Below are 25654 nucleotides of genomic sequence, written 5' to 3' on the forward strand. Positions count from 1 at the left end.
AGTGCATTACGTCAAGCGAAACTTACCTAAAAGGATCTCGCACGCTCAGATGGGAGATTCTGCTCAGCCGACGTCGACGAGACTGAGGATCCCCGGTGCCAGGAAGCCCACGGCATCGATGATGAAATGCGCCCACACCAGCGGCATCAGCCTGCCCCGACGCATGAAGTACCACCCGAAGATGATGCCCATGGCGAGGTTGCCGATGAATGGCCCGATACCCTGGTACAGGTGGTAGCTGGCACGGAAGACTGCCAGGCTGATGATGATCGGCCACATCCCGTAGCCCAGGCGCTGGAGCCGTTCGACCCCGAAGCCGAAGATGATGACCTCTTCGACGATGCCGTTCTTCGCCGCTGCCAGAATGAGCACGGGAATAGTCCACCAAAGATCGCCGAGGTTGGCCGGCTGAATCTCGGCCGTGATCCCCAATGCCCTGCCGCCCGCGTAGACGGCGAGAGTGCCGATGCCGATGATGGTGAAGATGAGCGTTCCGCGGCCGAGGTCCTTTCCGCACTGGCCGTTCACACCCAACCGTGTACTCAGGGGCGGAGCATTCGGGTCGCGAGTCAGCAGGTAGAGGGCCATGAGCACTGGTACGAGGGTGAACCCGATGTCGAGGATCTGGTAGACGAGGTCGAAACCGGGTCGCGGCGACATCGAGGTGTTGAGCTTCGCCTGGGCGTCGCTGATCGGACCACGGGTGGTGATGTCGACCAAACGCACGATCGCATAGACCGCCGATTGGCCCAGCGAGAGCGCCGCAATGAGACCGAGCTCGAACCACAGGCGCTTCTTCTCCTGTGGCTCGAGCTCGTCTCTCATGGACCCCACTGTAGTGGGCGAGGCCTCAGTGCTTCGATTCCTCTCCCGTGTCGGGGCGCTCACCCTGGTCAGGACGCTCAACCGCGGTGTCCGAAGCCGCCTCGGCTGTGGTGTCCGCCTGAGCTTCTGAGCGCGCACGATCCGCAGAGTCCGGAGGCTGCGCGGCCCTCGCCTCGGCGACGTCGAGAACCTGGCCGCGGGCCATGTTCTTCACGTACTTCTTCTCTCCGCGACTTTCCTTCGCCCCTTCGAGCAGGAGGTAGAGTACCGGCACGAGGATGAGCGTGAGCAGAGTCGAGCTGACGAGACCGCCGATGACGACGATCGCCAGCGGCTTCGAGATGAACACTCCCCCGCCGGTCAGGCCCAGCGCCATCGGCACGAGCGCGAAGATCGTCGCTGCCGCGGTCATGAGGATCGGGCGATAGCGCAGTCTGGCGCCGTGGACGATGGCCGCGCGCAGATCGACGCCTCGCGCCCTGAAGTGGTTGATCAGGTCGATGAGCACGATCGCGTTGGTGACCACGATGCCGATGAGCATGAGCAGACCGATCATTGAGGTCAGGCCCAGCGGAGTATCCGTCAGCAGTGACAGCGCGATGGACCCGGTGGCCGCGAACGGGATCGAAACCAGGAGGATCAACGGCTGCAGCAGCGACTTGAACGTGGCGACCATGATGACGAACACGATGAGGATCGCTGCGAGCATGGCCAGTCCCAGTTGGGAGAACGCTTCGTTCTGCTCCTGGGTGGCTCCACCGGTGTCGACGCTGACCGAGTCGGGGATGTCGACCTCGCCCAGCGCTGACTGCACATCGGCGGAGACGGTTCCCAGGTCGTCGCCGGCAGGGGTCACCGACACGGTGGTCGAGCGCTGCGAATCCGTGTGACGGATCGTCGGCGCGGTCTTGACCTCCTTCACCTCGGCGACGTCACTGAGATCGATGAACCGAGGCTCAGACGTCGGCGCTGGAGCGCCTGCCATGGCGCCCGGGTCACCAGCGGCACCGGCGCCACCACCAGCACCCGCTCCACCGGCTGCACCTGCGCTGCCTCCGGCCTCACCGGCTCCGCCCGCAGCACCGGCACCACCGTCGCCTGCACCAGCAGCGCCTGCCGCGCCAGCGCCACCGGCGGGAGCGGTCTCCTCCGGCTTGCCGGGGATCTTGAGGTCGCGCAGTTCGTCGACCGTGTCGGCGTTGCGGTCGAAGAGCAGCACCGAATGCGACACGTTGTCGATGACGACCTCACCGATGTTCTGGCCGTGCATCGCCCGCTGCACGTACTGGCCGATGGTGGCCTCCGTGAGATTCTCCTCGGCGGCCTTCTCATGATCGACATTGACCTCGATCACGGGCTGGACGGCTTCGAGATCGCTGGTCACCGACTGGGTGCCCGAGACGCCCTCGAGCTTGTCCGTGACTGCCTTCGTCGCTTTGTCGAGCTCTTCGACATCCGAAGCGGAGAGCGTGACGTCGATGGTCTGAGCGCCGGGCATCGAGCTCTGACTCTGCACCTCGACCGTTCCCACATCCCTCAGCTCGTCGAATTCCTTCTGCAGCTCGTCGGAGATCGACTGGGCAGAGACGCCCGATGTGGAGTTGACGGTGTAGGTGCCGGTGAGCGCGGAATCATCGGTGAACCCGAAGTTCGAGCCCCCGACGGAGAGCTGATAGGACTCGACATCGCTGTTGTCTCTGAGGACCTTCTCGACCGGTTCTGCCTGCCTCGAGGCCTCATCGAGGTCCGTGCCGGGATCGAAGGTCTGAGAGACCTGCAGGCTGTCCTGGCCGGTGTCGCCGAAGAGCTCGGTCTTCAACTGCGGGACCATCGCTCCCGTTCCGATGAGGAGGAGGACCGCCACGAGGATCATCACGACCGGGTGCTTGGTGGAGAAGGAGATCACCGGCATATAGGTCTTCTGCAGTCGTGTCACCGGCGAATGCATACCGGCGAGCTCATCGACCTCGCTCGTCCCCTCCGCGGTGGAGTCAAAACCTGACCCCGCCGAGGTGGTGGCAGCACTCGCAGTCGTGGACTCGGTACCGGGCTCATCATGGCGTCCAGCGGTGAGGATGTCCTGCTTCTTGGACGCCTTCTTCGCGGCCCTGGTCTCGCTCTTCCATTCGGAGAGCATGCCCTTGCGGTTGCGGCGGATCTCCTTCTTCTCCGCGCGGGTGAGTTTGACCTTCGCCTCACGCTGCCTCAGGAACCAGTAGGCGAGGACGGGCACGATCGTCAGCGCCACGAACAGACTCGAGAGGAGTGCGATGGTGGCTGTCAGGGCGAAGGGTCGGAACATCTCTCCGGTCTGGCCGGAGACGAAGGCCAGCGGCAGGAATACGGCGACGGTCGTCAGCGTGGAGGCGGTGATGGCCCCGGAGACTTCGGAGACCGCGGCGAGGATGTTCGCGAACTTCTCACCACCGGCAGCGTGCCGTCGTCGGATCGCCTCGATGACGACGATCGAATCGTCGACGACGCGTCCCACGGAGATCGTCAGAGCACCCAGTGTCAGCATGTTCAGGGTCTCACCACCCATCCACAGACCGACCATGGCGATGAGCAGTGAAAGCGGAATCGAGATCGCCGTGATGATCGTGGCGCGCACCGAGAGCAGGAACACGAGGATGACGAGGACCGCGAAGAACAGGCCCAACCCGCCTTCGACGAGCAGATCGTGGATCGACTGCTCGATGAATGGCGCCTGGTCGAAGGCAGAGACGAACTCCGTGTTCTCCCCCATCGACTTCTCAAGATCGGGCAGCTTCTGGGCTACAGCGTCGGAGACGTCAACGGTGTTGGCGTCGGATTCCTTCATGATCGACACCGACAGTGAGGGCTGTCCGTTGGTGCGCGAGATCGATTCCACGGGCTGGTTCTCGATCGTGACGTCGGCGACGTCTGAGAGCTTGATCGGCTCGTCCTTGCCGCTGATGACGAGATCCTTGATGGCATCCACGGAGCGGATGCGGGTGCCGACCTCGACCGGCGCGGTGCCATCATCGCTCTTCAGCTCGCCCGCCGAGGTGGGGATTCCGTTGGACTGGAGGATGCCGGCGATCTCGTCGAGGTTGGCTCCCTCGTCCTCGAGGTCGTCACGCCGGATGGTGACCTCAACCTGTTTGGTCTTCGCACCGGCGATCATGACCTGGGAGACGCCGTCGATCTTCTTCAGTTCGGGTTCGGCGATGTCATTGAGGTTAGCAGCGAGCTTGTCCTCTTGCGCGTCCGAGGTCACGGACAGGGCAAGGACGGGGATGTCATCGGTTCCGGTGGTATTCACGGTGGGTTCGACACCGTCTGGCAGAGTGGCCTGGACCTGTGAGACCGCACGTTGGAGGGACTTGACGACATCGTCGGAGTCCTCACCGTACTCGGTGCTCACGGTGATCGAGGAGCTGCCTGCCGAGGAGGTCGAGGTCATGTCCTCAACCTCAGGCAGGGCCGTCAGCGCACCTTCGAGAGGATCGGTGACCTCTTGTTCGACGGCCTCGGGAGTCGCACCCTCATACGAGGCGGTGACCGTGGCCTGCGGGTTCTCCAGGGAAGGGAACAGCTCCTGTTTGAGAGCTCCCGCTCCGATGATGCCGAATATGATGGCGACGACCGAGATGAGCGCAATGAGTGCGCGGTTCTTCAGGCTCAAACGGGTCAGAAAACTCACGTGGTGACTCTCTTGTCGGTGTCGCATGCGCAGGGATCGTCTGCAGGGGATGGTGCTCCGTGGACCAATACTAGTGATTCACACTATCCAAATCACGTGAGCAGACTCTGAGCACCCGGGCACTGCCGAGCTCAGCTCAGATCGTCCTCAATCCGCGCGTTCTGCTCCGCTTTGCGCACCACGCGTGGCCGTGTCTCACGACCGGTGATCCAGTACGCAGCGGCCAGGATGCCGAGGACACCTGTGAGCATGAATGCCCAGGAGTAGTCGAAGTGGTCGACGACGGCACCGGCGATGACGGGGCCGAGGATTGCTCCCGCGTCGAGCGCCATCTGGTACTTCGCCAGGACGCGGCCGCCCTTGCGATCGCGTCCGATGACATCGGCAACTGTGGCCTGCTGGGCGGGATTGGCCAGTCCTGAGCCGATTCCGGCGAAGACGGAGAGGAGGAAGAACAGCCAGATCGAGTCTGTGAAAGCCAGCGCCGAGGTGGTCACGCCGAGGACGAGCAGGCCCCATTGGATGAAGGGTTTGCGTCCATAGGTATCGGCGTATCTGCCGACGACGGTGACCGCCGAAGCATTGCCGATCGCGAACATCGTCAGGGCCAGACCGGCGACCGCGGTGTCGGCCTTGAGCGCTTGGATCGCGAAGAGCGGGTAGATGGCCACACGGATGCCCATGGCCGACCAGCCTTGGACGAAGGCAGAGATCAGGGCGGCGCGGTAGGCAGAGTCCTCCCACGCCTGTCTGAACGTCATCACCTCCATCTGCGTCTCGTCCTTCGTTGCTTCCAGGCGAGCGCGCCCGAGCTTGGTCGAGGAGCCTTCTGAGGCGGTGGAGGCGAGGAAAATGCGAACGACGATGGCGGCGATGAGGAGCCCGACGGCGTAGATGATGAACGGGATGCGCATGCCCCATCCGGCCATCGCACCGCCGAGGACGGGGCCGGCAATATTGCCGACGAGGAAGGCCGTGGCATAGGTGCTCGAGGCCTTGGCGCGGGCATTGATCGGGGCCAGCCGGATGATCAGGGCCATCGCTGAGACGGTGAACATCGTGGAGCCGATGCCTCCCAGACCGCGGAAGATCAGCAGCTGCCAGTAGTTCTGGGCGAAGGCGACTGCCGCGGTGGAGGCCGCGACGATGAGGAGACCGGAGATGTAGATGCGTCGCTCACCGAAGGCGTCGACGAGGCGCCCAGAGGACGGTGAGAACACGAACCGGAAGAAGGCGAAGGAGGAGACCACGATCGTGGCGGCGGTGACGCCGAAGTTGAAGCTCGCCGCGAACTGCGGAAGCACGGGGGCGATGATGCCGTATCCAAGAGCCACGATGAAGGCCGCCGCGACGAGGACGTAGATTTCCTTGGGGAGTCGGCGCGAGGCCGCAGTCGACTCTGCCTGTTCGTCGTCGTGGTTCGTCGAGCTGTCGTTGTTCGTCACAGGGTATCGAGGAACTGCTCGGGCTCCGGCAGCGGTCGAGTGCTGTTCGCCATGCGCTGTCGGTAGCGTTCGGGGACCGCTCCGATGTAGAGCCAACCCATGAGCAGTTCCTTGTCCTTGAGCCTGTGGAGTCTGCGCACGGCAGGTTCGTTCGTGAGGTTTCCGCTGCGCCACATGACGCCCCAACCTGCCTGCCACAGAGCGACTTCGAGCAGGTGACCTGCTCCGGCCGCTGTGGCGTGCTGTTCCCATTCGGGGACCTTCGGGTTGTCCCGCGGTGCGGCTACGAGTGCCAGGAGGAGTTCTGCCCGCAGCGGCTTTTCGTTGATCTCACCGGACTTCCGGTGCACTCCACCCGCTTCGTCGAGGGCCGCGCCGAGGCGGATCCTGTCGTCACCGCGGATGATGATGAACCGCCAGGGCTTGAGCCCCTTGTGATCGGCGACCGAGGAGACCGCGTGGATGAGTTCACGCAGATCGGAGTCGTTCGGCGTCTCCGGGTCGAGTTTTGAGATCGAACGTCGGGTGGAGATCGCGTGCAGGACAGGGTCGGCGACGATGTCGATGGAACTCGGGGCCGAATAGTCCGGGCCCAGTCGGCGCGCAGGATGCACCGTCTGCTCGTCCGCTGCCGTTGCCTCTGCTGATGTCGTGGCAGCGGACGAACCTGCGGCCAGCTTCTTCGCCCAGGGACCTGTCTCGCCCTCGAGGAAGTGGGCGCGCACGCGCCCCTTCGTCACCTCGCAGGCACCGTCGTCCTTCGGCTTCTTCTTCTTCGAGCCGCGACGCTCAGACGAGTCCTTGTGTTTCGACATTCAGCTCACCCAATCCGCAAAGGCCTCCCGTGCATGGGACAGCTTCGGATCAATGATGACACGGCAGTACCCGTTGTTGCGGTTCTCGGTGTAGAAGTCCTGGTGGACAGCCTCGGCGGTGTGGAAGATGCCCAAGGGCTCAAGCGTCGTGACGATCGGAGCCTCGAAGATTTCCTGTGCCTCGGCGATGGCGGCCTCGAAGCGCGCCTTCTCCTCTTCGTCGGCGTAGAACATGGCCGACCGGTACTGGGTGCCGACGTCGTAGCCCTGAGCATTGAGGCTCGTGGGGTCGTGTCCGGTGAAGAAGAGGCCCAGGATGACGCTGTCCGGGACGATCTCCGGATCGAATGTCACCTGCAGCGCCTCAGCATGACCCGAGGTGCCTGAACAGACTTCACGGTAGTGCGGATTCGGGGTATGCCCTCCGGTGTATCCGGAGATCACCGAGGTGACTCCTGTGGTCCGCTGGTAGACGGCATCGAGGCACCAGAAGCATCCGGCGCCCAAGGTCAGGGTACGAAGTTCGCTCATACTCCGTACAACGATGAGACGCGCAGGTTATTCCCTGTCGGTACGGAACGTCAGATCGGCTGCGTCGGGCCATTCCGACAACAGTACGAACTCGTCTTCTGTCTCCGTGATGTCGAGGCTGCTCCAATACCCGACTCCTTCTGCGCCGACGTCCACGCCGTCCGGGTGGAGAGTTCCGATGCCAGAATCGGCCGGGAGATCGTCGGAGAGCAGAGGAATCGGCTCGGCGTCCCGTTCCGAGAATTCGAGCCGACTGAGATATCCGTCGATGAACTCGAGCCGCAACTCCATCGTCGGCTGCGACTCCTTCGTCCTCACGCCGATGACCGGGTACGTCTGAGTCGCGGGAACTGCCTTGGGACTCGCTGCGCTCGGATAGACGTCGATGCTCGTGATGTCTTCATCGTCGAACAGATGGGCCAGTTGTCCGGAATTCACGGTCACCGGATCAGTACCCGAATGAAGTGCGCTCGGATAGGTGACTCCGACGAAGAATCGGGCCGAATCGAATTGTGCTCGTGCAGCCTCGGCGGCCTGCCCCGACATGGGGTGAGGTTGAGACAGCAGCCGTAGGATGCAAGCGCGGATATGGTCCGGAAGGTCGATTTCGACCTGGCCGTAGTTCAATTGCTCACGGTCTTCGCAGGCCCAGCTTTCGAGCTTGTCGATGACAGCTGCACTGAGTGCGACGAGTGATCCGCTGGCGACGGCGCTCAGCCCTCGCCCCATTCCCGCGGGCAGCCGTGCGTCGATGGCTTCTGTGATCTTCTGAGTCGAGCCCCACAGGCTCCAGCTGATCACCCCGGAGGCCGCGGCAGTCGTGGCGTTGAGGAAGGCCTGAGACCTCGCCGTCGCGTTCTCGTCGAAGTGTTCGTCTGCGGTCGAGTAGCGGACCGGCTCACCTGCATTCTTCCCGAACGGGCCGAACACCGCTCCCAGATCGAACTCGTCACCCGCCCGGCCGAGGAAAGCCTGCGTACCGGTGATCCACGTCAGGCCGGCTGAAGCGAGTGCGTTGCCGAGCCTTGCTGTCGATTCATGTTCGGGCGCGAAGTCACGTCGCCGGACAAGCGCGAGAGCACCCGTTCCCGCCGCAGCGATGGTGCGAGTGAGTCGGCGATGTCGTTCGGGAATATCGGGAAGACGCATGGAAGCAATTGTCACATGAGCATGCCGCTGGGCAGGGTGAACCCGAGCTCGGCGGCGGCCTTCTGCGTGGACGGTTGGCTCCAGAACCTCGCGACCGAGGTGTTCGTCGACAGGGATCGCATCTCTGCCTTGTCCAGGAACATGATGCCTTCAAGGTGATCGGTCTCGTGGGCGACGATGCGTGCCGACCAACCGGAGACCACCTCGGCGATGGGCGTGCCCTTGAGATCCTGGCCTCTCAGCTCGATCTCGCGGGGACGGGCCACGACCGCTTGGTAGCCGGGGATCGAGAGGCAGCCTTCGAAGAACGCGACGTCCTCGGAGGTGGCGGGGGTGTAGTCGGCGTTGAGGACGACGCGCAGGGGCATCGGGGTCCGCTGCCGCACCTCGGCGGTCTCAGGGTCAAGACTTCCGGGGTCTTCGGCCACGAACATCGACAGACCGATGCCCACCTGCGGACCAGCCAATCCCACGCCTGGGGCGGCGAGCATGGTTGCCCGCATCACCTCGGCGAGCTGGGCCAGTTCCGCATCATCGACCTGCCCATCGAAGGGTCGCGTCACCGAGCGGAGGATCGGGTCGCCGGCTTCGACGATCGGGGCCACTCCCCCGCCTGTCTCTGCCGCGGCGAGCACGGAGCGGATCTGAGTGGCGATGAGCGCATCGGCATCATTCATGGTCATGGCCCTTTCGACCGGCTCACACGTCCCGAGCGACGATGAGCTCGGCGTGTTTGAGTAAGGGTGCGTCGATCATCTTGCCTTCGTAGGCGAAGGCGCCCTTCTCGGTCTTCGCGAGTTCGAGCACGGCCTTCGCCCAGGTCAGCTGCTCCTCACTTGGGCGGAACGCATCGCGGACGACGGGAACGTGATTGGGGTGGATGGAGACCTTGCCGCTGAAACCGGACTGCACGGCGTCTTCGGCTTCCTCCCCCAGCCCGTCGAGGTCGGGGATGTTCGCCCAGATCGAGTCGAGGGCGAATCTTCCGTGTGCGCAGGCGGCCAGCAGGGTCGAGTTGCGCACGTGTTTGGCCACGTCGCGGTAACCGCCGTCGGCAGTGCGCGACGATCCACCGCCGAGGTCGGCGATGAGGTCCTCGGATCCCCACATGAGTGCGTAGGCGTTGGGTGCGGCGGCGATCTCGGCGACGTTGACTGCGCCCAGGGCCGTCTCTATCAGTGCGATGACCTGGTAGTCGCCGAGGACCGTGAGGTCGGAGGCGTGCTCGGACTTCGGCAGCATCACGGCCGTGTACTCTGTCTTGGCGAGCATCCTCAGGTCCTCGCCGAGGTGCTCAGAATCCCGGGCATTGATGCGGACCACTGTGCGTGTGGGGTCGAGCGGGTAGTCGATGATCGCTTCGCGGGCGGTGGCCTTGTCGGCGTCGTTGACCGCGTCCTCGAGGTCGAGGATGACGATGTCTGAACGTTCGGCTGCCTTCGTATAGCGGTCGGGGCGGTCGCCGGGGACGAAGAGCCAGGCGGGCTTGAACTCGAGTGCCATCGTGGTGCTCACTTTCCGGTTTCGGGCTGGGTGTTCTTCTCGACTGCTTCGTCGGCGTGACTGGAGTCGAACATCATGGTCTGGCGCACGGCCTTGGCGACGAGGGTCCCGTCCTGGTTGTAGCCGCGGTGCTCCAGGGTCACGATGCCCTGGCCGGGCCTGGACTTCGAGTTGCGCTTGTCGAGGATCGTCGTCTCCGCATACAGGGTGTCGCCGTGGAAGAGCGGAGCAGGGAAGGAGACCTCGGAGAAGCCGAGGTTGCCCACGATCGTGCCTTGAGTCAGCTGTGTGACCGAGAGGCCGATGAGGGTGGAGAGGGTGAACATCGAGTTGACGAGTCGCTGGCCGAAGGGCTCGGTCGCAGCGAAGGCTGCGTCAAGATGCAGAGCCTGCGTGTTCATGGTCACGGCGGTGAACCAGGTGTTGTCCGCCTCGGTGATGGTCCGGCCGGGCGCGTGCTTGTAGATCGCGCCGACTTCCATCTCGTCCAGCCACAGGCCTCGTTGTTCGATGACTTTCTGCTCACTCATGCGTCACTCCTCTGTGTCACTGCTGATCGCCGTGTGTCACTGACCACTTGTCGTGATTTGAGCTTATCGCCTGGGGCCGAACGACAAGTGACCCGGGTCCGCCTGCCGGAACCCGGGTCACCATCCGTCGGAGTCTCACCCAGCGATCTCGGCTTCCAAGACGTTGAAAGCGGAAGTCCACCCGTCGAAGACGCTGTCGACGGCGCCGGAGTCGCTCGGGAGGCCTGTGAGCATAAAGGTCATCCGCGTCGTCGTCTCGTCGATCTCCTCGAACTCGAGGCTCACAAGCGGAGAAATGTCCTCGTCACCCTGCTTCCCCCAAGTGAAGTCCAATCGCCGAGGTGGCTCGACGCGGCGGTACCTCCCGCCGGTGGGAAACTCCTCACCGGTCTCGTCGACGATCATCGTGTAGGCGTAGATTCCGCCCTCTCTGAGATCGACGCTCACCGATTCCCGCGGGGTGTGTAGTCCCTCCGGGTGATACCAGCGAGCCATGACATCGGGGCTGGTCCAGGCATCCCAGACCCGTTCGCGTGATGCCGCGAAGTCGCGGACGATGGTGAAGCCCGGTTCGTCGGTGGCGGATGGGGTGCTGTTGGCGGACATGCTGTTCTTGTTCATGATGGTTCTCCTCCTTGAGTTGATCAATCATCTGTCTGCTCGGTCCGACCCTCGGAATGCTGATCCCCAGCCAGCACCTGGTCGAGGTAGTCGAATCGCTGCCTCCAGTCCTCGCGTGCGGCTAGCATCCAGTCAGTTGCGCCTGACAGCCGTTCGGCGTTGAGATGCACGATTCTCTGTTGTGCGCTCTTGGCCCTGGTGATCAACCCAGCGTTCTCGAGCACTTTGAGATGCTGCGACACCGCCGACCTGCTGATGGTCAGCGGTTCAGCCAACTCTCCTGCACTGAGGTCGCCTGCTCGCAGACGATCGATCATCGCCCTCCGAGTCGGATCGGCCAGAGCACCGAACACAGAATCCAAATTCATTTCAGCAATCCCTTAATTAAGTGATTACTACAATACGCCGATGCAATCGACTGTCAAGGGTTTTCTGCGGAACCGGACCGGACGCGTCGACCCGCTAGGCTGGTGGCATCGGCTCAACGACTATCTTCAGGAGAGACATGGATCGCGATTCGATCGAATGCTGGTTGACCGACATGGACGGTGTCCTGGTCAAGGAGAACAATCCCCTACCGGGCGCGGCCGAGCTTCTCGCACAGTGGCGACAGGCAGAGATCCCCTATCTCGTGCTGACGAACAATTCGATCTACACCGCTCGGGACCTCTCTGCCAGGCTCCGGTCGAACGGCCTCGACGTTCCCGAATCGAAGATCTGGACCTCCGCGATGGCCACTGCCGACTTCCTGTCCAATCAGGTCGAGCACGGCACCGCCTACGTCGTCGGCGAGGCGGGACTGACCACGGCGATCCATGAAGCTGGGTTCATCATGACCGAGAAGGATCCGGATTTCGTCGTCGTCGGCGAGACCCACTCCTATTCCTTCGAAGCGATCACCAAGGCGATCCGCCTCATCGACGGCGGTTCACGCTTCATCGTGACCAACCCCGATGCCACCGGCCCCAGCCCCGAAGGCGTCCTCCCTGCCACCGGCGCCATCGCCGCGCTGATCACGAAGGCCACGAACCGAGACCCCTATGTGGTGGGCAAACCCAATCCCATGATGTTTCGTTCCGCGCTCAACCAGATCGGCGCTCACTCGATGAGCACCGCGATGATCGGCGACCGGATGGACACCGACATCATCGCCGGGATGGAAGCAGGCATGCACACGGTTCTCGTCCTCTCGGGGATCTCCACCGCCGAGGATGTGCGCCGCTTCCCATTCCGCCCCAATGAGATCGTCAACGGCGTTCACGATCTCCTTGACGTCCCACTGGATCAGCGAGGGACGCTGGGACCAGACGTCACCGGCTCCGCCTGAGGCCGCCTGCCGACCGAGAAACGGCCCCAGCGTCGAAACACAGGCTCGCGATCAGAGACCTCCGGCGAATAACGGGCTGAGTGTCGAAAAACTCATGTACACATGTGGTTTTCGACGTTCAGCCCGATTTTCAACGAGAACCTTCCCCGCACGCAACTGTGCAGTTTAAGACTGTTTGATGATGTTTGATTGCACTTAGAGCAGTTCGAGCGCATACTGACTCCATGTTTCAAGTGCTGACTGCCCAGCAGCTCCGCGAACTCGGCATGACTCGAGCCCAGTTAGCTGAGTCCGAACGGTGCTGCCTGCGCAAGGTCAGGAGAGGCCGCTATGTGATTACTCGCAAATGCGATCAGGAGCACCAGAAGGCAGCAGCGCACCTGTCTGAGGCTGAGGAGACGACGTTCCCCAGAGCCTACGGCGACATCAGGGACCATGCCGAGACACTGCGGCTGCAGATCGCCTGCCGTCATGATTCGGTTCAACCAGGTGATGTGTTCTCGCATATCTCGGCTGCGCTCATCCACGGCCTCGACCCGATCCTCACGGCAACGCCGAAGGTCGAGATCTCGAGGCGGTCTCCTACCCGCAACTACAACAGCCTCTACATCTACTCTCGTGATCTCTCAGCCGAGGAGACCACCGATAGTTTCGCCTATCCGGTCACCACGTTGGCGCGCACACTCGCCGACCTTGCTCTCGACCATTCACTCGAAGTCTCAGTGCCACTCATCTCCCATGCATTGCGCGCCGGATCGGCGTCTCTCCACGACATAGAAGAACAGCTGGTCAAAGGCCAGCGCGGTCGCAGGAGAGCCCAACTGGCGCTCAAGCTCTCCGACGCTGATTACGAGTCGTCGGCTGAGGCCTTCTGTGCGGTGAAGTTCCATCGACACGGCATCACGGGGATGGTGCCTCAGCTCGACGCTTTCACTGATTCCGGGGAGTTCATCGGTCGCAATGACTTCCGCCACGAGAAGGCACCGGTGGTCGTGGAAGTGCACGGAGTCGGAAAATACTACCTCGATCCCAATGGCCCCGATGAAGCTGCGAAAAGGAATCACCAGCGCAATATGAACCTGCTCAACGCCGGATTCACTGTGTTCAACCTGACCTTCGGTGACTTGTTCCGGCCCCGGATATTCGCCGAGATCAAACGAAGCATCGAAAAGGCAGTGCAGTCCATCTCTCGCGGCAAAACGGGTTAAGCGTCGAAACACGCACGTGCACAACCGTTATTCGACGCGCAGCCCGCGTATCGCCGGGGCTGGGGGCTGGGCTGGGGGCAGGGCTGGGGCTGGGGGCATGTGATTCGGGCTGATGCGGCCGCCACAGATTCACTGCAGCGACGAGGTCAGCCTCATCACGGACTCCAGGTAGCGGCGAATATAGGGTCGCTGCTCCCATTCCTCGAGGGAGAGCTCACGGCTCGTGCGTTGGTAGTCCACTACCACCTCGGCGATGTCGTCGACCAGGTCTCCGCCAGTAGTCAGCAGGCTGATCTCATAGTTGAGGCCGAATGAGCGCATGTCCAGATTCGAGGACCCCATCACTGCGTACTCGTCATCGACGATGAGGCACTTCGTGTGCAGAACCTGCGGCTTCGGGTAGAGGAAGATCCGCACCCCCGCCTCGAGCAGCGACCGGTAGTACGAGGATTGGGCATAGTCGACCATGAACTGATCGGCCTGTTCGCTGACGTAGAGTTCAACGGCGACCCCGCGCTCGGCGGCGGTGACGACGGCGGCCAGCAGGGATTCATCGGGCACGAAGTACGGGCTCACGATCGCCAATCGGTTCTGTGCCAGATACATCAGCGAGCTGAAGACCTTGAGGTTCGGTTCGGTGGTGAAGCCGGGGCCCGAGGGCACGAGCTGCATGGCACTCGTCTGGCCGCCCACATCTGGTTCGTAAGCGTCGCGCTCATAGGACCTGATCCCCAGGGATTCTCCGCATTCGGTGTACCAGTCGGTGGCGAACACCGCTTCGACGGCGGCGACGATGGGTCCGGAGAGTTCGACCATGATGTCGTGCCAGGCCCGCCCGACCTTCACGTTCGCCTTCTTCAGGTACGAGGAGTCGATCATGTTCTGCGATCCCATCATCGCCTTCTTCCCGTCGACGACGAGCAGCTTGCGGTGGTTGCGCAGATCGATGCGCCTGGTCTTGCCGCGCCAGGGGATGAAGGGAAGCATAAGGTGCCAGTCGATTCCGCCGGTGGTCAGGCGCTTGCCCAGACGGTGGAATCCCGGATACTTGCGAGAGCCGATGTGGTCGAAGAGAACTCTGACCTTCACGCCCCGGTCTGCGGCACGTTCGAGGGCCCTGAAGAAGACGTCGGTCGTCGAGTCCCAGGCCATGATGTAGATCTCGACATGCGCGTATTCGCGGGCCTCGTCGACGAGGCTGGCCATGCGCGCGATGCTGGCCTTGTAGTCGGAGATGACACCGTGGCTGTCGCCGGTGACCATCGGCAGGGCCGTGAGTCTGCGCCCGAGCTGGGCGATCGACACGAAGCCGGGGGCGGTCTGCAGCGATCGAGGCACGTCGGGCAGATCGTCGGCACCTTCGTGCATGAGCTCATCGGCCTGGGCCTGGATGCGAGCCCTCCGTCGGTTGATGTAGGGGCTGCCGAGCATGAGGAACAGAGGGATCCCGACGATCGGCACAAACAGGATCAGCAGCAGCCAGGCCGAGGACGACGAGGGCCTGCGGTCCTCAGGGACGACTCCGACGGCGATGATCTTCACCGCGTATTCGACGACGATCCATCCCACGCCCAGGACGGACGCCACGACACTGAGATCCACGCACACCCTCCTGCACTCGGCTTATCCTCTGTTCCACACTAACGGAGCCCGCCCCAGACAGATGACAGCACCGCCCGCCGAGGTGGCCCTGCACTTCCGGACGGAAGTATCGAGCCGCCTCGGCGGGCGGTGTGATTGCGGCTGAGCTCAGATGCCGAGTTCGCGGGCGATGAGCATGAGCTGGACCTCGGTCGTGCCTTCGCCGACTTCGAGGATCTTCGAGTCACGGTAGTGGCGGGCGACGAGGTATTCGTTCATGAAGCCGTAGCCGCCGTGGATCTGCGTGGCGTCGCGGGCGTTGTCCATCGCGGCCTCGCCGGCAACCATCTTCGCAATCGCGGCTTCCTTCTTGAAGGGAAGTCCTGCCATCATGCGCGATGCCGCGAGGTAGTACGCGGAACGGGCTGCGACGACGCGGGCCTCCATCCGGGCGATCTTGAAGGAGATCCCCTGGAAGTCGGAGATCGGCTTGCCGAAGGCCTGACGCTCCTTCGCGTACTTCACGGATTCGTCGACACAGCCTTGGGCGGCACCGACGGACAGCGCGCCCACAGCGATGCGGCCCTCGTCGAGGATGCGCAGGAAGTTCGCGTATCCGCGACCGCGTTCGCCCAGCAGGTTGGCTTCGGGCACCTGCACGTTGTCGAAGGTCAGCGGGTGCGTGTCCGATGAGTTCCAGCCGACCTTGTCATAGGCGGGCTCGGCGGTGAAGCCGGGGGTGCCCGTCGGGATCATGATCGTCGAGATCTCGGGGACCTCGCGGCCGGAACCGGAGGTTCGGGTTCCGGTCACGGCGGTGGCTGTGACCAGACGCGTGATGTCGGTGCCCGAGTTCGTGATGAAGCACTTTCCGCCGTTGACCGTCCAGGTGCCGTTCTCCAAGGTGGCCTTGGTCCGCGTGCCGCCGGCGTCGGATCCTGCTTCCGGTTCGGTCAGGCCGAAGGCGGCCAGCCCGGAGGCATCGGTGAGCTTCGGCAGCCATTCGCGCTTCTGCTCCTCGGTGCCGAAGCGGTAGATCGGCATTGCTCCCAGGGAGACTCCGGCCTCCAGCGTGATGGCCAGCGACTGGTTGACGCGGGCGATCTCCTCGATGGCAAGTGTCAGCGCGAAGTAGTCCCCGCCCATGCCGCCGTACTCTTCGTCGAAGGGCAGACCGAACAGGCCCATCTGCCCCATCTTCTTCACGAGTTCGTAGGGGAATTCGTGCTTGGCATCGAGTTCGGCGGATACTGGCGCGACTTCTTCGTCGGCGAACTTCGCGACGCCGGCTCGCAGGTCTTCGTATTCTTCGGGCAGCATGCCCGGAACGAAAGCTGTCATGATTTCCTCCCCGCTGTATGCGTGGTCAGTGAGTTTCGGATGGTCAGTTGCTTGCTGCTGCTGCTTCTGCGGCGGCTTCGTCGACGACGGTGGCGAGCACCTCGTCGAGGCCGACCTGGACGCCCTGGACTGCGGTGACGGTGACGATTCCCGTGGCCGGTGCGGTGAGCACGTGCTCCATCTTCATCGCCTCGACGACGACGATCGGATCGCCCTGATCGACGTGGTCTCCGGACTCCACTCTGACCTCGACGACGGATCCGGGCATCGGGGCAAGCACCTCGGCGCCGTCGAGCCCCGGAGTCAGGGACGTATCGGCCTGGGGCCGGGAGAACGCGTAGACGCCCTGGTCGCTGCTGACCCAGATGCTGCGATCGCGAGCATCGGAGAACACTCGTGCGGTGCGCTGCACTCCGTCGATCGTCAGGTGCCAGAGGCCGCTGTCATCGACGAAGACATCGCCGACGTGTGATTCCACTTCGGTCACATCTCCTCCGGAGCTCAGCGCCACGGTGGGACGGAAGTCCGGGCGTGAGGTCCGCCAGGCAGATGGCCTCCCCCACGCCGAGGCGGTCGCGGAGTTCTGCGGCAGCTGAGCTGCCGTGATCGCTCCGGTCAGTTCGGTGCCGGCCTTGCCCCCGGTGACGAGCACGGCCGCAGCGGCAAGCTGACGGTCGTTCCCGCTCGGTGCATGCGCGAGCTGGTCCTCACTGAGGTTGTCGATGAGTGAGGTATCGAGATCGCCGGAGACCACTGCGTCGAGGTTGATGAGCGTGCGCAGGAAGTCGATGTTCGTGACTATTCCCGGTACAGCCGAGGCGGCAAGCGCAGCATCGAGGCGCGCTATGGCTGACGCCCGGTCCGGGGCGTGGACGATGAGTTTGGCGATCATCGGGTCGTAGTCCGAGGCGATCGTCTGTCCTGCTTCGAGTCCGGCATCGACGCGGATGCCCTCGCCTTCGGGGAAGACGACGTCGAGGGCCCGACCGCCGGTGGGCAGGAATCCGCGCGAGGGATCCTCTGCGTAGATGCGCGCCTCGATCGAATGACCGGTCATCGTGATCTCGTCCTGGCTCAGTGCCAGCTCTTCACCTGCCCCGACGCGCAGCTGGAGCTCGACGAGGTCGATGCCCGTGACCTCTTCGGTCACCGGATGCTCGACCTGCAGCCGGGTGTTCATCTCCATGAAGAAGAACTCGTCGGGACGGTCGGCACCGACGATGAACTCGACCGTGCCTGCCCCGCGGTAGCCCACGGACTTCGCGGTCTCACAGGCAGCTTGGCCGATCCGCGCCCGGGTTGCCTCGTCGAGCAATGCCGAAGGAGCTTCCTCGATGACCTTCTGGTGGCGGCGCTGCAGGGAGCACTCGCGTTCGCCGAGGTGGATGACATTTCCGTGTGCATCGGCCATCACCTGGACCTCGATGTGACGCGGGGTCGCGACGAGGCGTTCGAGGAACAGCGTGTCATCGCCGAAGGAACTCGCGGCCTCACGTCGGGCGGTGTCCAGTGCTGCGGACAGTCCGGAGGGTTCGAAGACCGCGTGCATGCCCTTGCCACCGCCACCGGCGGAGGGTTTGATGAGCACCGGGAAGCCGATGTCGGCCGAAGCCGCCAGGAGGGCCTCGTTGCTCATGGCGGCGTCCTTGGTGCCAGGCACCAAGGGAACACCTCGCTGGGAGACGGCGTTCTTCGCGGTGATCTTGTCGCCCATGGTGCGGATGGCTTCGGCACCGGGGCCCAGGAAGACGATTCCTGCGGTGTCACATGCGGCAGAGAAGTCAGCATTCTCGGACAGGAATCCGTAGCCGGGGTGAATCGCTTCGGCGCCGGTGGCTTTGGCCGCGGCGATGACCTTGTCGATGCGCAGGTATGACTCCGAGGCCTGGGCGGGACCCAGGTGCACGGCGGTGTCGGCGGCCTTGACGTGGGCGGCGTGGGCGTCGGCGTCGGAGTAGACGGCGACTGTTCTGATGCCCAGTCGACGGCAGGTGCGGATGACGCGCAGCGCGATTTCGCCGCGGTTGGCGATGAGTACGGTATTGAACATGGATGAGCTCACATTCTGAAAACGCCGTAGCCGCTGGCATTCAGCGGGCGTTCCATGGGTCCGAAACGGGCGAGTTCGAGTGCCAGGGACAGCACCTGGCGTGTGTCGGTGGGTTCGATTATTCCGTCATCCCAGAGGCGTGCTGTCGAGTAGTACGGGTTGCCCTGAGCTTCGTACTGATCGCGGACTGGCTGTTTGAACGTGTCTTCCTCTTCGGCGCTCCAGGTCTCGCCACGGCCCTCGATCTGGTCGCGTTTGACCGTTGAGAGCACGCTGGCGGCCTGTTCGCCGCCCATGACGGAGATGCGGGCGTTGGGCCACATCCACAGGAAGCGAGGCGAGTAGGCGCGACCGCACATCGAGTAGTTGCCGGCGCCGAAGGAGCCGCCGATGACGACGGTGAACTTGGGCACGCGAGCGGTGGCGACGGCGTTGACCATCTTCGCTCCGTGCTTGGCAATGCCGCCGGCTTCGTAGTCGCGGCCGACCATGAAGCCCGAGATGTTCTGCAGGAAGATCAGCGGCACGCTGCGCTGGTCGCAGAGTTCGATGAAGTGGGCGCCCTTCTGTGCGGACTCGCCGAAGAGGATGCCGTTGTTGGCCACGATTCCCACCGGGTGTCCATCGAGGTGGGCGAAGCCGGTGATGAGGCTGGTGCCGTATTCGGCTTTGAATTCGTGGAGTTCAGAACCGTCGACGAGGCGGGCGATGACCTCGCGGACATCGTAGGGAGTCCTCGAATCGACGGGAACGACCGAGGTGAGCTCCTCGGGAGAGTGCAGCGGTTCGCGGGCTTCGACGATGTCCCAGTTGGCCGCCGGCTTCGGTCCCAGCGTGGAGACGATGTCGCGCATGATCTCCAGGGCATGGGAGTCGTTGGCCGCGAGGTGGTCGGTGACTCCGGAGACGCGTGAGTGGAGTGCTCCGCCGCCGAGGTCCTCTGCGCTGACTTCCTCACCTGTGGCTGCTTTGACCAGCGGTGGGCCGCCGAGGAAGATCGTGCCCTGTTCGCTGACGATGATCGATTCGTCGGCCATGGCCGGAACGTAGGCACCGCCGGCTGTGCAGGAACCGAGAACGGCCGCCAGCTGTGGGATGCCTGCGGCGGAGAGCGTGGCCTGGTTGAAGAAGATCCGGCCGAAGTGCTCACGGTCGGGGAATACGTCGTCCTGGTTCGGCAGGTTGGCTCCGCCCGAATCGACGAGGTAGATGCACGGGAGATTGTTCTCCTTCGCGATCTCCTGGGCGCGCAGGTGCTTCTTCACCGTGACGGGATAGTAGGTCCCGCCCTTGGCCGTGGCGTCGTTGGCGACGATGATGCACTCGCGTCCGTTGACGCGGCCGATGCCCGTGATGATTCCCGCTCCGGGACTGGCATCGTCATACATGTCGTTGGCTGCCAGGGGCGAGAGCTCGAGGAACGCTGTGCCCGGGTCGAGGAGATTCTCGACGCGCTCGCGTGGAAGCAGCTTGCCGCGGTCGATATGGCGCTGCCTGGATTTTTCGGGCCCGCCCAGGGCCGTGGCCCGGATCCGCTCCCGGAGTTCAGCGATGAGTTCGGTATGGGCCTCGGCGTTCGCCTGCCCCGTTGCCGGACTGACCGCAGTTCCCACTGCTCTCATTCCACTCCCCATTTCAGTTAATGTTTGTTAACTGACTGCTATGATACTGCTCAAAGGCCATTGTGACAATGCGCACGATCGAGCAGACTTCAAGCCGGGTGCGAACGAGGGAGATGAGGTGACGGATATGGAGCTGAAGGCATCTACGCGCTCCGCGACGGCAGAGACGGGATCCGCGAGGACCACCCGCGCAGCGGCGAAGGCCGCGCGTCGTGAGCAGCTTCTCTCGGTAGCGAAGACCCTCTACGCTCAGCATGGTTTCCACGGGGTCCGCCTCGATGATCTGGGCAAGGGTGCCGGTATCTCCGCCCCGGCGGTGTATCGCCATTTCGAATCGAAGGAAGCGGTCCTCGAGGAGCTGCTCGTCGGAATCTCCGAGTATCTGAACTCGGGCGGGGACGCGATCATCGCCCGCCATGAGAACGACGCGGCCACCTCGGCGCTGGACGAGCTCATCGATTTCCACGTCGCCTTCGCCATGAGCGAGCCCGAGCTCATTCGGATTCAGGATCGCGACCTCGCGGCGCTTCCCGAGTTTTCACGGCGCACGGTCCGTCGCCTGCAGAGAAGCTATGTCAGCCACTGGGCTGAGGTCGTGGCTCGGGCCAACCCGGATTGGTCGATCGACGCCGCGACGGTACGTGTGCACGCAGTATTCGGCATGATCAATTCGACCCCGTACCAGGCCAGGCGTTCTAGCGCCGAGGTGGTCGGGGTCGAATTGCGCGCCGCCGCGTGCGCGGCGCTGGGTATCGCCTGACGTCGTTCAGGGGACGATGACGATCTTTCCGCGAGTATGGCCGGTGGCACTGGCCTTGAACGCCTCGGGCACCTGGTCGAGACCGTAGGTGTCGGCGACTTCGACCGTGAGCTCGCCCGAGTCGACGAGTTCGGCCACCCGCGCGGTCTGCGAGCCGTATGGGCGCACCCAGATGTAGCGTCCTCCGTGTTCGGCCACTGAAGGGTCTGCGACGGAGGCATGTGCTCCGCCGTCTTTCAGTACCGCGAGGGTGGTTTCGAGCATTTCTCCGACGAAGTCGACGACCCCGTCGATCGGGCCGCCCGCGATCTCGAGAACACGATCCCTGAGTCCGTCCCCGTAGGTGACCGGTTCGGCGCCGAGCGTGCGCAGGTAGTCATGATTGACCTCCGACGCGGTGCCGATGACTCTGGCACCGAAGGCCTTCGCGATCTGGACGGCGAAGCCGCCCACTCCCCCGGATGCCCCGTGGACGAGTACGGTCTTTCCGTTGATGTCGCCCAGCGCCTCGAGGGTGCGCAGAGCAGTGCCGCCGGCCAGCGGCAGTCCGCCCGCCTGTTCCCAGCTGAGGCTCTTCGGCTTGGCGGTGACCGCGTGGACGGGCACCGCGACTTTCTCTGCGAAGGTGCCCCCGCCCAGCACATCCTTGCGGGCGTATGCGATGACCTCATCGCCGATGGAGAATTCCGGAGTGTCGAAACCAAGTCCGATGACAACCCCGGCGACATCCCAGCCGGGAGTGACCGGGAACTGGGTCGGCATGACCGGATCGAGGTGACCGCCGACGAGTTTCCAGTCGACCGGGTTCACACCCGCTGCCCGGACCTCGATGAGCACGGATGCCGGCGGGACTTTCGGGTCATCGACATCACGGACCGTGATGTCGTCGAAGTCATCGGTGTACTGGTCGTAGACTGCTGCGCGCATAACGGCGGCCTTCCGGTAGTCATCAGTGGATAGCTGATGAACACCGAAAGGCCGCCGACCTATTCCTGCGTGCGGTTCCTACTCGTAGGTGTCGTTCGACTTCGCACGCTCGACGAGCGAAGCCGGCGGGGTGAACCGGTCACCGTAGGCTGCTGCAAGTTCCTTCGCCCGTTCGGCGAAACCGCTCAGGCCGCCCTCGTACTGGTTGACGTATTGGAGCACGCCACCGGTCCAGGCGGGGAAGCCGATGCCGAAGATCGAACCGATGTTCGCATCCGGCACAGAGGTGAGCACTCCCTCGTCGAGGCATTTGATCGTCTCGATCGCTTCGGCGAAGAGCATCCGCTCCTGCAGGTCTGCGAAGGGCTGGGTCGCGGAACCGGAGTCGTACTTCTCGCGCAGGCCCGACCACAGCTTGCCGCGTTTGCCGTCCTCGTCGTATTCGTAGAATCCGGCGCCGTCCTTACGGCCTGTTCGTCCGGCTTCCTCGACCATCCAGTCGAAGACCGCATCGGAGGGGTGGTTCTCGCGCTTTCCTCCGGCGGCTTCGATGGCCTCTTCGGTCTCCTTCCGAATCTTCTGCGACAGAGTCAAGGTCAGTTCGTCGAGCAGCTGCAGGGCACCGGTCGGGTACCCGGCCTGCAGTGCGGCCTGTTCCACTGATGCCGGTTCCACGCCCTCACCGACGGCGGCGACCGCCTCGGCGATGAATGTGCCGATCACGCGGGAGGTGAAGAAGCCACGGCTGTCGGTGACGACGATCGGTGTCTTCTTGATCTGCTGCACGAGGTCGAAGGTGCGTGCCAGGGTCTCGTCCGAGGTGTTCTCACCACGGATGATCTCGACCAATGGCATCTTGTCGGCGGGCGAGAAGAAGTGGACTCCGATGAAGTCGGAATCTCGCTTGACCCCGGTGGCCAGGTCGGTGATCGGCAGGGTCGAAGTGTTGGAGCCGAGCACCGCGTCGGAGTCGACGACGTCCTGGATCTCCTGGAACACCTGCTGCTTGAGGGGCACCGATTCGAAGACCGCTTCGATGACGAAGTCGACGCCGGCGAAGTCATCGGCCGAAGCACTCGGCGTGATCCGATCGAGGACGGCCTTGCTCTTCTCTGCGGTGGTCTTACCCTTGGCCAGAGCTGATTCCTCACGCTTGCGCGCATAGGCCTTGCCCTTGTCCGCGGCCTCGATCTTGACGTCCTTGAGGACGACATCGATACCGGCCTTGGCTGCGGTGTAGGCGATCGCGGCGCCCATCATTCCTGCACCGAGGACGCCGAGCTTCTTCACCTGACGCGGTTCGAAGCCATCGGGCCTCGAGCCGCCTGAGTTGATGTGACCGAGGTCGAAGAAGAACGCCTTGATCATGTTCTTCGCCACCGGGGTGTGGGTGAGGTGGATGAAGTAGCGGGTTTCGACGGCCAGGGCCGTGTCGATATCGACGTAGGCGCCTTCGACGGCGGCGGCGACTGCCGCACGTGGCGCCGGCATCGGCGCACCATTGGTCTGGCGGCGCAACAGGGCAGGCAGCGCGGGCAGCATCGCACCCAGTGACGGTGAGGTGGGTGATCCGCCTGGGATTTTGAAGCCCTTGACGTCCCAGGGCTGAGTCGCCTCGGGGTTGGCCTTGATCCAGGCTTTGGCACGATCTTCGAGCTCGGCCACGGGGGCGAGTTCGTCGATGAGGCCGAGCTTGAGAGCCTCGGCTGCCTTGAACTTCGTCGACGGCAGGATTGCCTTCTGCAGTGCGTTCTGGAGGCCCATCAGGCGTACGGCTCTGGCGACACCGCCACCGCCGGGCAGGAGGCCCAGGGAGACTTCGGGGAATCCAACCCGCAGGCTGGAGACGTCCTCCGCTGCAATGCGGTGATGTGCGACGAGCGCGACCTCGAGGCCGCCTCCGAGTGCGGCACCGTTGATGGCTGCGACGACGGGCTTGCCCAGCGTCTCGAGGCGGCGCATGACCGCCTTCATGTGGTTGGTCAGTGCGGCTTCGGCCTCCGAATTCTCAGGGTCGGCGGCGCGCAGCTTATTGAGGTCTCCACCTGCGAAGAAGGTCTTCTTCGCCGAGGCGAGGACGACGCCGGTGATGTCATCGACGTTTGCTTCGAGCCAGTCCACGACGCCCTCGAAGGCATCCTTGAAATGGTCGTTCATCGTGTTGACCTTGGAATTCGGGTCGTCGAGGACGACGGTGACGATTCCGTCCGAGTCAGTGGAATGGGAGTAAGTCGTTTCAGTGTTCGTCATGTCAGACCCTTTCGATGATCGTCGCAATGCCCATTCCGCCGCCGATGCACAGCGTGACGAGGCCACGCTGAAGATCGCGACGTTCGAGTTCGTCGAGGACGGTGCCGAGGATCATGGCACCGGTGGCACCCAGAGGATGGCCCATGGCAATTGCTCCGCCGTTGACGTTGACCTTGTCATGCGGAATGTTGAGGTCCTTCATCCACTTCAGGACCACTGCACCGAAGGCTTCGTTGAGTTCGAACAGGTCGATGTCCTCGACGGTCAGTCCGGCCTTGTCCAGCGCCTTCTGAGTCGCGGGTGTGGGACCGGTGAGCATGATGGTCGGCTCGGATCCTGTGACGGCAGTGGAGACGATGCGAGCGCGCGGCTTCATACTCATCGTCTGACCCACCTCGGCGTCGCCGATGATGACGAGGCTGGCCCCGTCGACGATTCCCGAGGAGTTCGCTGCGGTGTGGACGTGGTCGATCTCCTCGACCCAGTGGTACTTCTGAAGAGCAACCTCGTCGAAGCCTGTCTGCGCAGCGACCTTGGTGAAGGCCGGGGGCAGCTTCGACAGGGACTCCACCGTCGAACCGGGACGCATGTGCTCATCGGTGTCGAGCAGGGTCACACCGTTGATGTCTTTGACGGGGACGATCGAGTTCTCGAAATAGCCGTTCTTCCAGGCGTTGGCGGCGCGCTTCTGCGACTCCTCGGCGAATTCGTCGATATCGGTGCGGCTGAATCCCTCTGTGGTTGCGATGAGATCAGCGCTGATGCCCTGGGGCACGAAGTAGGTGTCGAAGTTCGTCGTCGGGTCCTGTGCCCATGCGCCTCCGTCGGACCCGAGGGGAACGCGCGACATCGATTCGACACCGCCTGCCAGGACGAGGTTCTCGAATCCGCTGCCGACCTTCTGAGCTGCGATGTTGACCGCCTCGAGCCCGGATGCGCAGAACCGGTTGACCTGTACACCGGCGACGGATTCATCGAGGCCTGCGACGAGCGCCGCGGTGCGGGCGATGTCTCCGCCCTGTTCACCGACGGGTGAGACAACGCCCAAGACCATGTCGTCGATCGCTTTGTCGTCGAGATCGGGGTTGCGTTCGCGCAGGGCATCGATGAGCCCTGTCACAAGATCGATTGGTTTGACGCTGTGCAGGGCTCCGCCGCGGTTCTTTCCGCGCGGGGTGCGCACTGCGTCGTAGATGTACGCTTCGCTCATCTGTTCCTCACAGTCCTAGAGAACGGTCGACGATCACGTTCGTGACTTCGACCGTGGATACGTCAATGACGCCCGTTCAGCCTCATCGGCTGATCGATCGTTCAGTAACATTCACTCCACCATTCAATACCAGTTGCTTGTGATGGTCAACACGAAAACACCCGGCAGCGACTGTGACGGGGCACTCACAGGGTGTGACTTTTCCGTGACCTTTAAATCACGGGCGAAGTGTTTATAATAATGAAACCTCACGCTCTTAGTTTCCTGGAGAATCATGACCTCGATCATTCCT

Annotated in this window: 21 protein-coding genes; 3 read left to right on the forward strand and 18 right to left on the reverse strand. The window is 63.3% G+C overall.

Going from position 1 to position 25654, the window contains the following annotated elements:
- Window positions 1-63: 63 nt before the first annotated feature.
- The 11 genes from FO013_RS08250 to FO013_RS08300 form a co-directional block, all read right to left on the reverse strand.
- Window positions 64-825, reverse strand: coding sequence for a CPBP family intramembrane glutamic endopeptidase (locus tag FO013_RS08250; protein WP_143922070.1), 762 nt, complete (start codon window positions 823-825; stop codon window positions 64-66).
- A gap of 25 nt (window positions 826-850) precedes the next feature.
- On the reverse strand, window positions 851-4492 hold the full coding sequence (locus tag FO013_RS08255; RefSeq protein ID WP_260848059.1) for an efflux RND transporter permease subunit: 3642 nt from the start codon (window positions 4490-4492) through the stop codon (window positions 851-853).
- A gap of 131 nt (window positions 4493-4623) precedes the next feature.
- Window positions 4624-5937 carry an MFS transporter gene (locus FO013_RS08260; RefSeq protein ID WP_143922071.1) on the reverse strand — a complete coding sequence of 438 codons (1314 nt, stop codon included), beginning with the start codon at window positions 5935-5937 and terminating at the stop codon, window positions 4624-4626.
- Window positions 5934-6752: a nitroreductase family protein gene (locus FO013_RS08265; protein ID WP_260848060.1), complete on the reverse strand. Its 819-nt coding sequence runs from the start codon at window positions 6750-6752 to the stop codon at window positions 5934-5936. Before FO013_RS08265 ends, FO013_RS08260 begins: the two co-directional genes overlap by 4 nt.
- Window positions 6753-7283: a peptide-methionine (S)-S-oxide reductase MsrA gene (gene msrA / locus FO013_RS08270; protein ID WP_143922072.1), complete on the reverse strand. Its 531-nt coding sequence runs from the start codon at window positions 7281-7283 to the stop codon at window positions 6753-6755.
- Between the two features lie 27 nt (window positions 7284-7310).
- Complete coding sequence (locus FO013_RS08275; protein ID WP_143922073.1) at window positions 7311-8432, reverse strand: hypothetical protein; 1122 nt, start codon at window positions 8430-8432, stop codon at window positions 7311-7313.
- Between the two features lie 11 nt (window positions 8433-8443).
- Window positions 8444-9115, reverse strand: a complete 672-nt coding sequence (locus FO013_RS08280) for a peptide deformylase (RefSeq protein WP_313900576.1) — start codon at window positions 9113-9115, stop codon at window positions 8444-8446.
- Between the two features lie 16 nt (window positions 9116-9131).
- Window positions 9132-9935 (reverse strand): HpcH/HpaI aldolase/citrate lyase family protein, encoded by an 804-nt coding sequence (locus FO013_RS08285; protein WP_143922074.1) that lies wholly within the window; start codon window positions 9933-9935, stop codon window positions 9132-9134.
- Window positions 9936-9943: 8 nt separating this feature from the next.
- Window positions 9944-10465: a MaoC family dehydratase gene (locus FO013_RS08290; protein WP_143922075.1), complete on the reverse strand. Its 522-nt coding sequence runs from the start codon at window positions 10463-10465 to the stop codon at window positions 9944-9946.
- Window positions 10466-10600: 135 nt separating this feature from the next.
- On the reverse strand, window positions 10601-11086 hold the full coding sequence (locus FO013_RS08295; RefSeq protein ID WP_143922076.1) for an SRPBCC family protein: 486 nt from the start codon (window positions 11084-11086) through the stop codon (window positions 10601-10603).
- A 23-nt stretch (window positions 11087-11109) separates the two neighbouring features.
- Window positions 11110-11454 carry an ArsR/SmtB family transcription factor gene (locus FO013_RS08300; RefSeq protein ID WP_143922077.1) on the reverse strand — a complete coding sequence of 115 codons (345 nt, stop codon included), beginning with the start codon at window positions 11452-11454 and terminating at the stop codon, window positions 11110-11112.
- 137 nt (window positions 11455-11591) lie between these two features.
- Between FO013_RS08300 and FO013_RS08305 the strand changes: the two genes are divergently transcribed.
- Together FO013_RS08305 and FO013_RS08310 are read left to right on the forward strand one after the other, a co-directional pair.
- On the forward strand, window positions 11592-12413 hold the full coding sequence (locus tag FO013_RS08305) for an HAD-IIA family hydrolase (RefSeq protein ID WP_143922078.1): 822 nt from the start codon (window positions 11592-11594) through the stop codon (window positions 12411-12413).
- 224 nt (window positions 12414-12637) lie between these two features.
- Window positions 12638-13621, forward strand: a complete 984-nt coding sequence (locus tag FO013_RS08310; RefSeq protein ID WP_143922079.1) for a hypothetical protein — start codon at window positions 12638-12640, stop codon at window positions 13619-13621.
- Between the two features lie 129 nt (window positions 13622-13750).
- Here the strand turns inward: FO013_RS08310 and cls are convergent, their stop codons facing one another.
- The 4 genes from cls to FO013_RS08330 all read right to left on the reverse strand — a co-directional run bounded on the left by cls (window position 13751) and on the right by FO013_RS08330 (window position 20215).
- On the reverse strand, window positions 13751-15223 hold the full coding sequence (gene cls, locus FO013_RS08315) for a cardiolipin synthase (protein ID WP_313900577.1): 1473 nt from the start codon (window positions 15221-15223) through the stop codon (window positions 13751-13753).
- A 147-nt stretch (window positions 15224-15370) separates the two neighbouring features.
- Window positions 15371-16543, reverse strand: a complete 1173-nt coding sequence (locus tag FO013_RS08320) for an acyl-CoA dehydrogenase family protein (RefSeq protein ID WP_143922081.1) — start codon at window positions 16541-16543, stop codon at window positions 15371-15373.
- Between the two features lie 43 nt (window positions 16544-16586).
- A complete protein-coding gene (locus tag FO013_RS08325) occupies window positions 16587-18593 on the reverse strand; it encodes an acetyl/propionyl/methylcrotonyl-CoA carboxylase subunit alpha (RefSeq protein ID WP_143922082.1) in 2007 nt (668 codons plus the stop codon).
- A gap of 8 nt (window positions 18594-18601) precedes the next feature.
- A complete protein-coding gene (locus FO013_RS08330; RefSeq protein WP_143922083.1) occupies window positions 18602-20215 on the reverse strand; it encodes a carboxyl transferase domain-containing protein in 1614 nt (537 codons plus the stop codon).
- A gap of 127 nt (window positions 20216-20342) precedes the next feature.
- On the opposite strand from FO013_RS08330, the gene FO013_RS08335 reads away from it, so the two are divergent.
- Window positions 20343-20975: a TetR/AcrR family transcriptional regulator gene (locus FO013_RS08335; RefSeq protein ID WP_143922084.1), complete on the forward strand. Its 633-nt coding sequence runs from the start codon at window positions 20343-20345 to the stop codon at window positions 20973-20975.
- Between the two features lie 6 nt (window positions 20976-20981).
- On the opposite strand, the gene FO013_RS08340 is transcribed toward FO013_RS08335, so the two are convergent.
- The 3 genes from FO013_RS08340 to FO013_RS08350 all read right to left on the reverse strand — a co-directional run bounded on the left by FO013_RS08340 (window position 20982) and on the right by FO013_RS08350 (window position 25362).
- Window positions 20982-21902 (reverse strand): NADP-dependent oxidoreductase, encoded by a 921-nt coding sequence (locus FO013_RS08340; RefSeq protein ID WP_143922085.1) that lies wholly within the window; start codon window positions 21900-21902, stop codon window positions 20982-20984.
- 78 nt (window positions 21903-21980) lie between these two features.
- On the reverse strand, window positions 21981-24152 hold the full coding sequence (locus FO013_RS08345) for a 3-hydroxyacyl-CoA dehydrogenase NAD-binding domain-containing protein (protein WP_143922086.1): 2172 nt from the start codon (window positions 24150-24152) through the stop codon (window positions 21981-21983).
- Window position 24153: 1 nt separating this feature from the next.
- On the reverse strand, window positions 24154-25362 hold the full coding sequence (locus FO013_RS08350) for an acetyl-CoA C-acetyltransferase (protein ID WP_143922087.1): 1209 nt from the start codon (window positions 25360-25362) through the stop codon (window positions 24154-24156).
- Window positions 25363-25654 lie beyond the last annotated feature (292 nt).

It is taken from the genome of Brevibacterium aurantiacum (genome assembly GCF_007558825.1).
GTDB classification, from domain to species: domain Bacteria; phylum Actinomycetota; class Actinomycetes; order Actinomycetales; family Brevibacteriaceae; genus Brevibacterium; species Brevibacterium aurantiacum_A.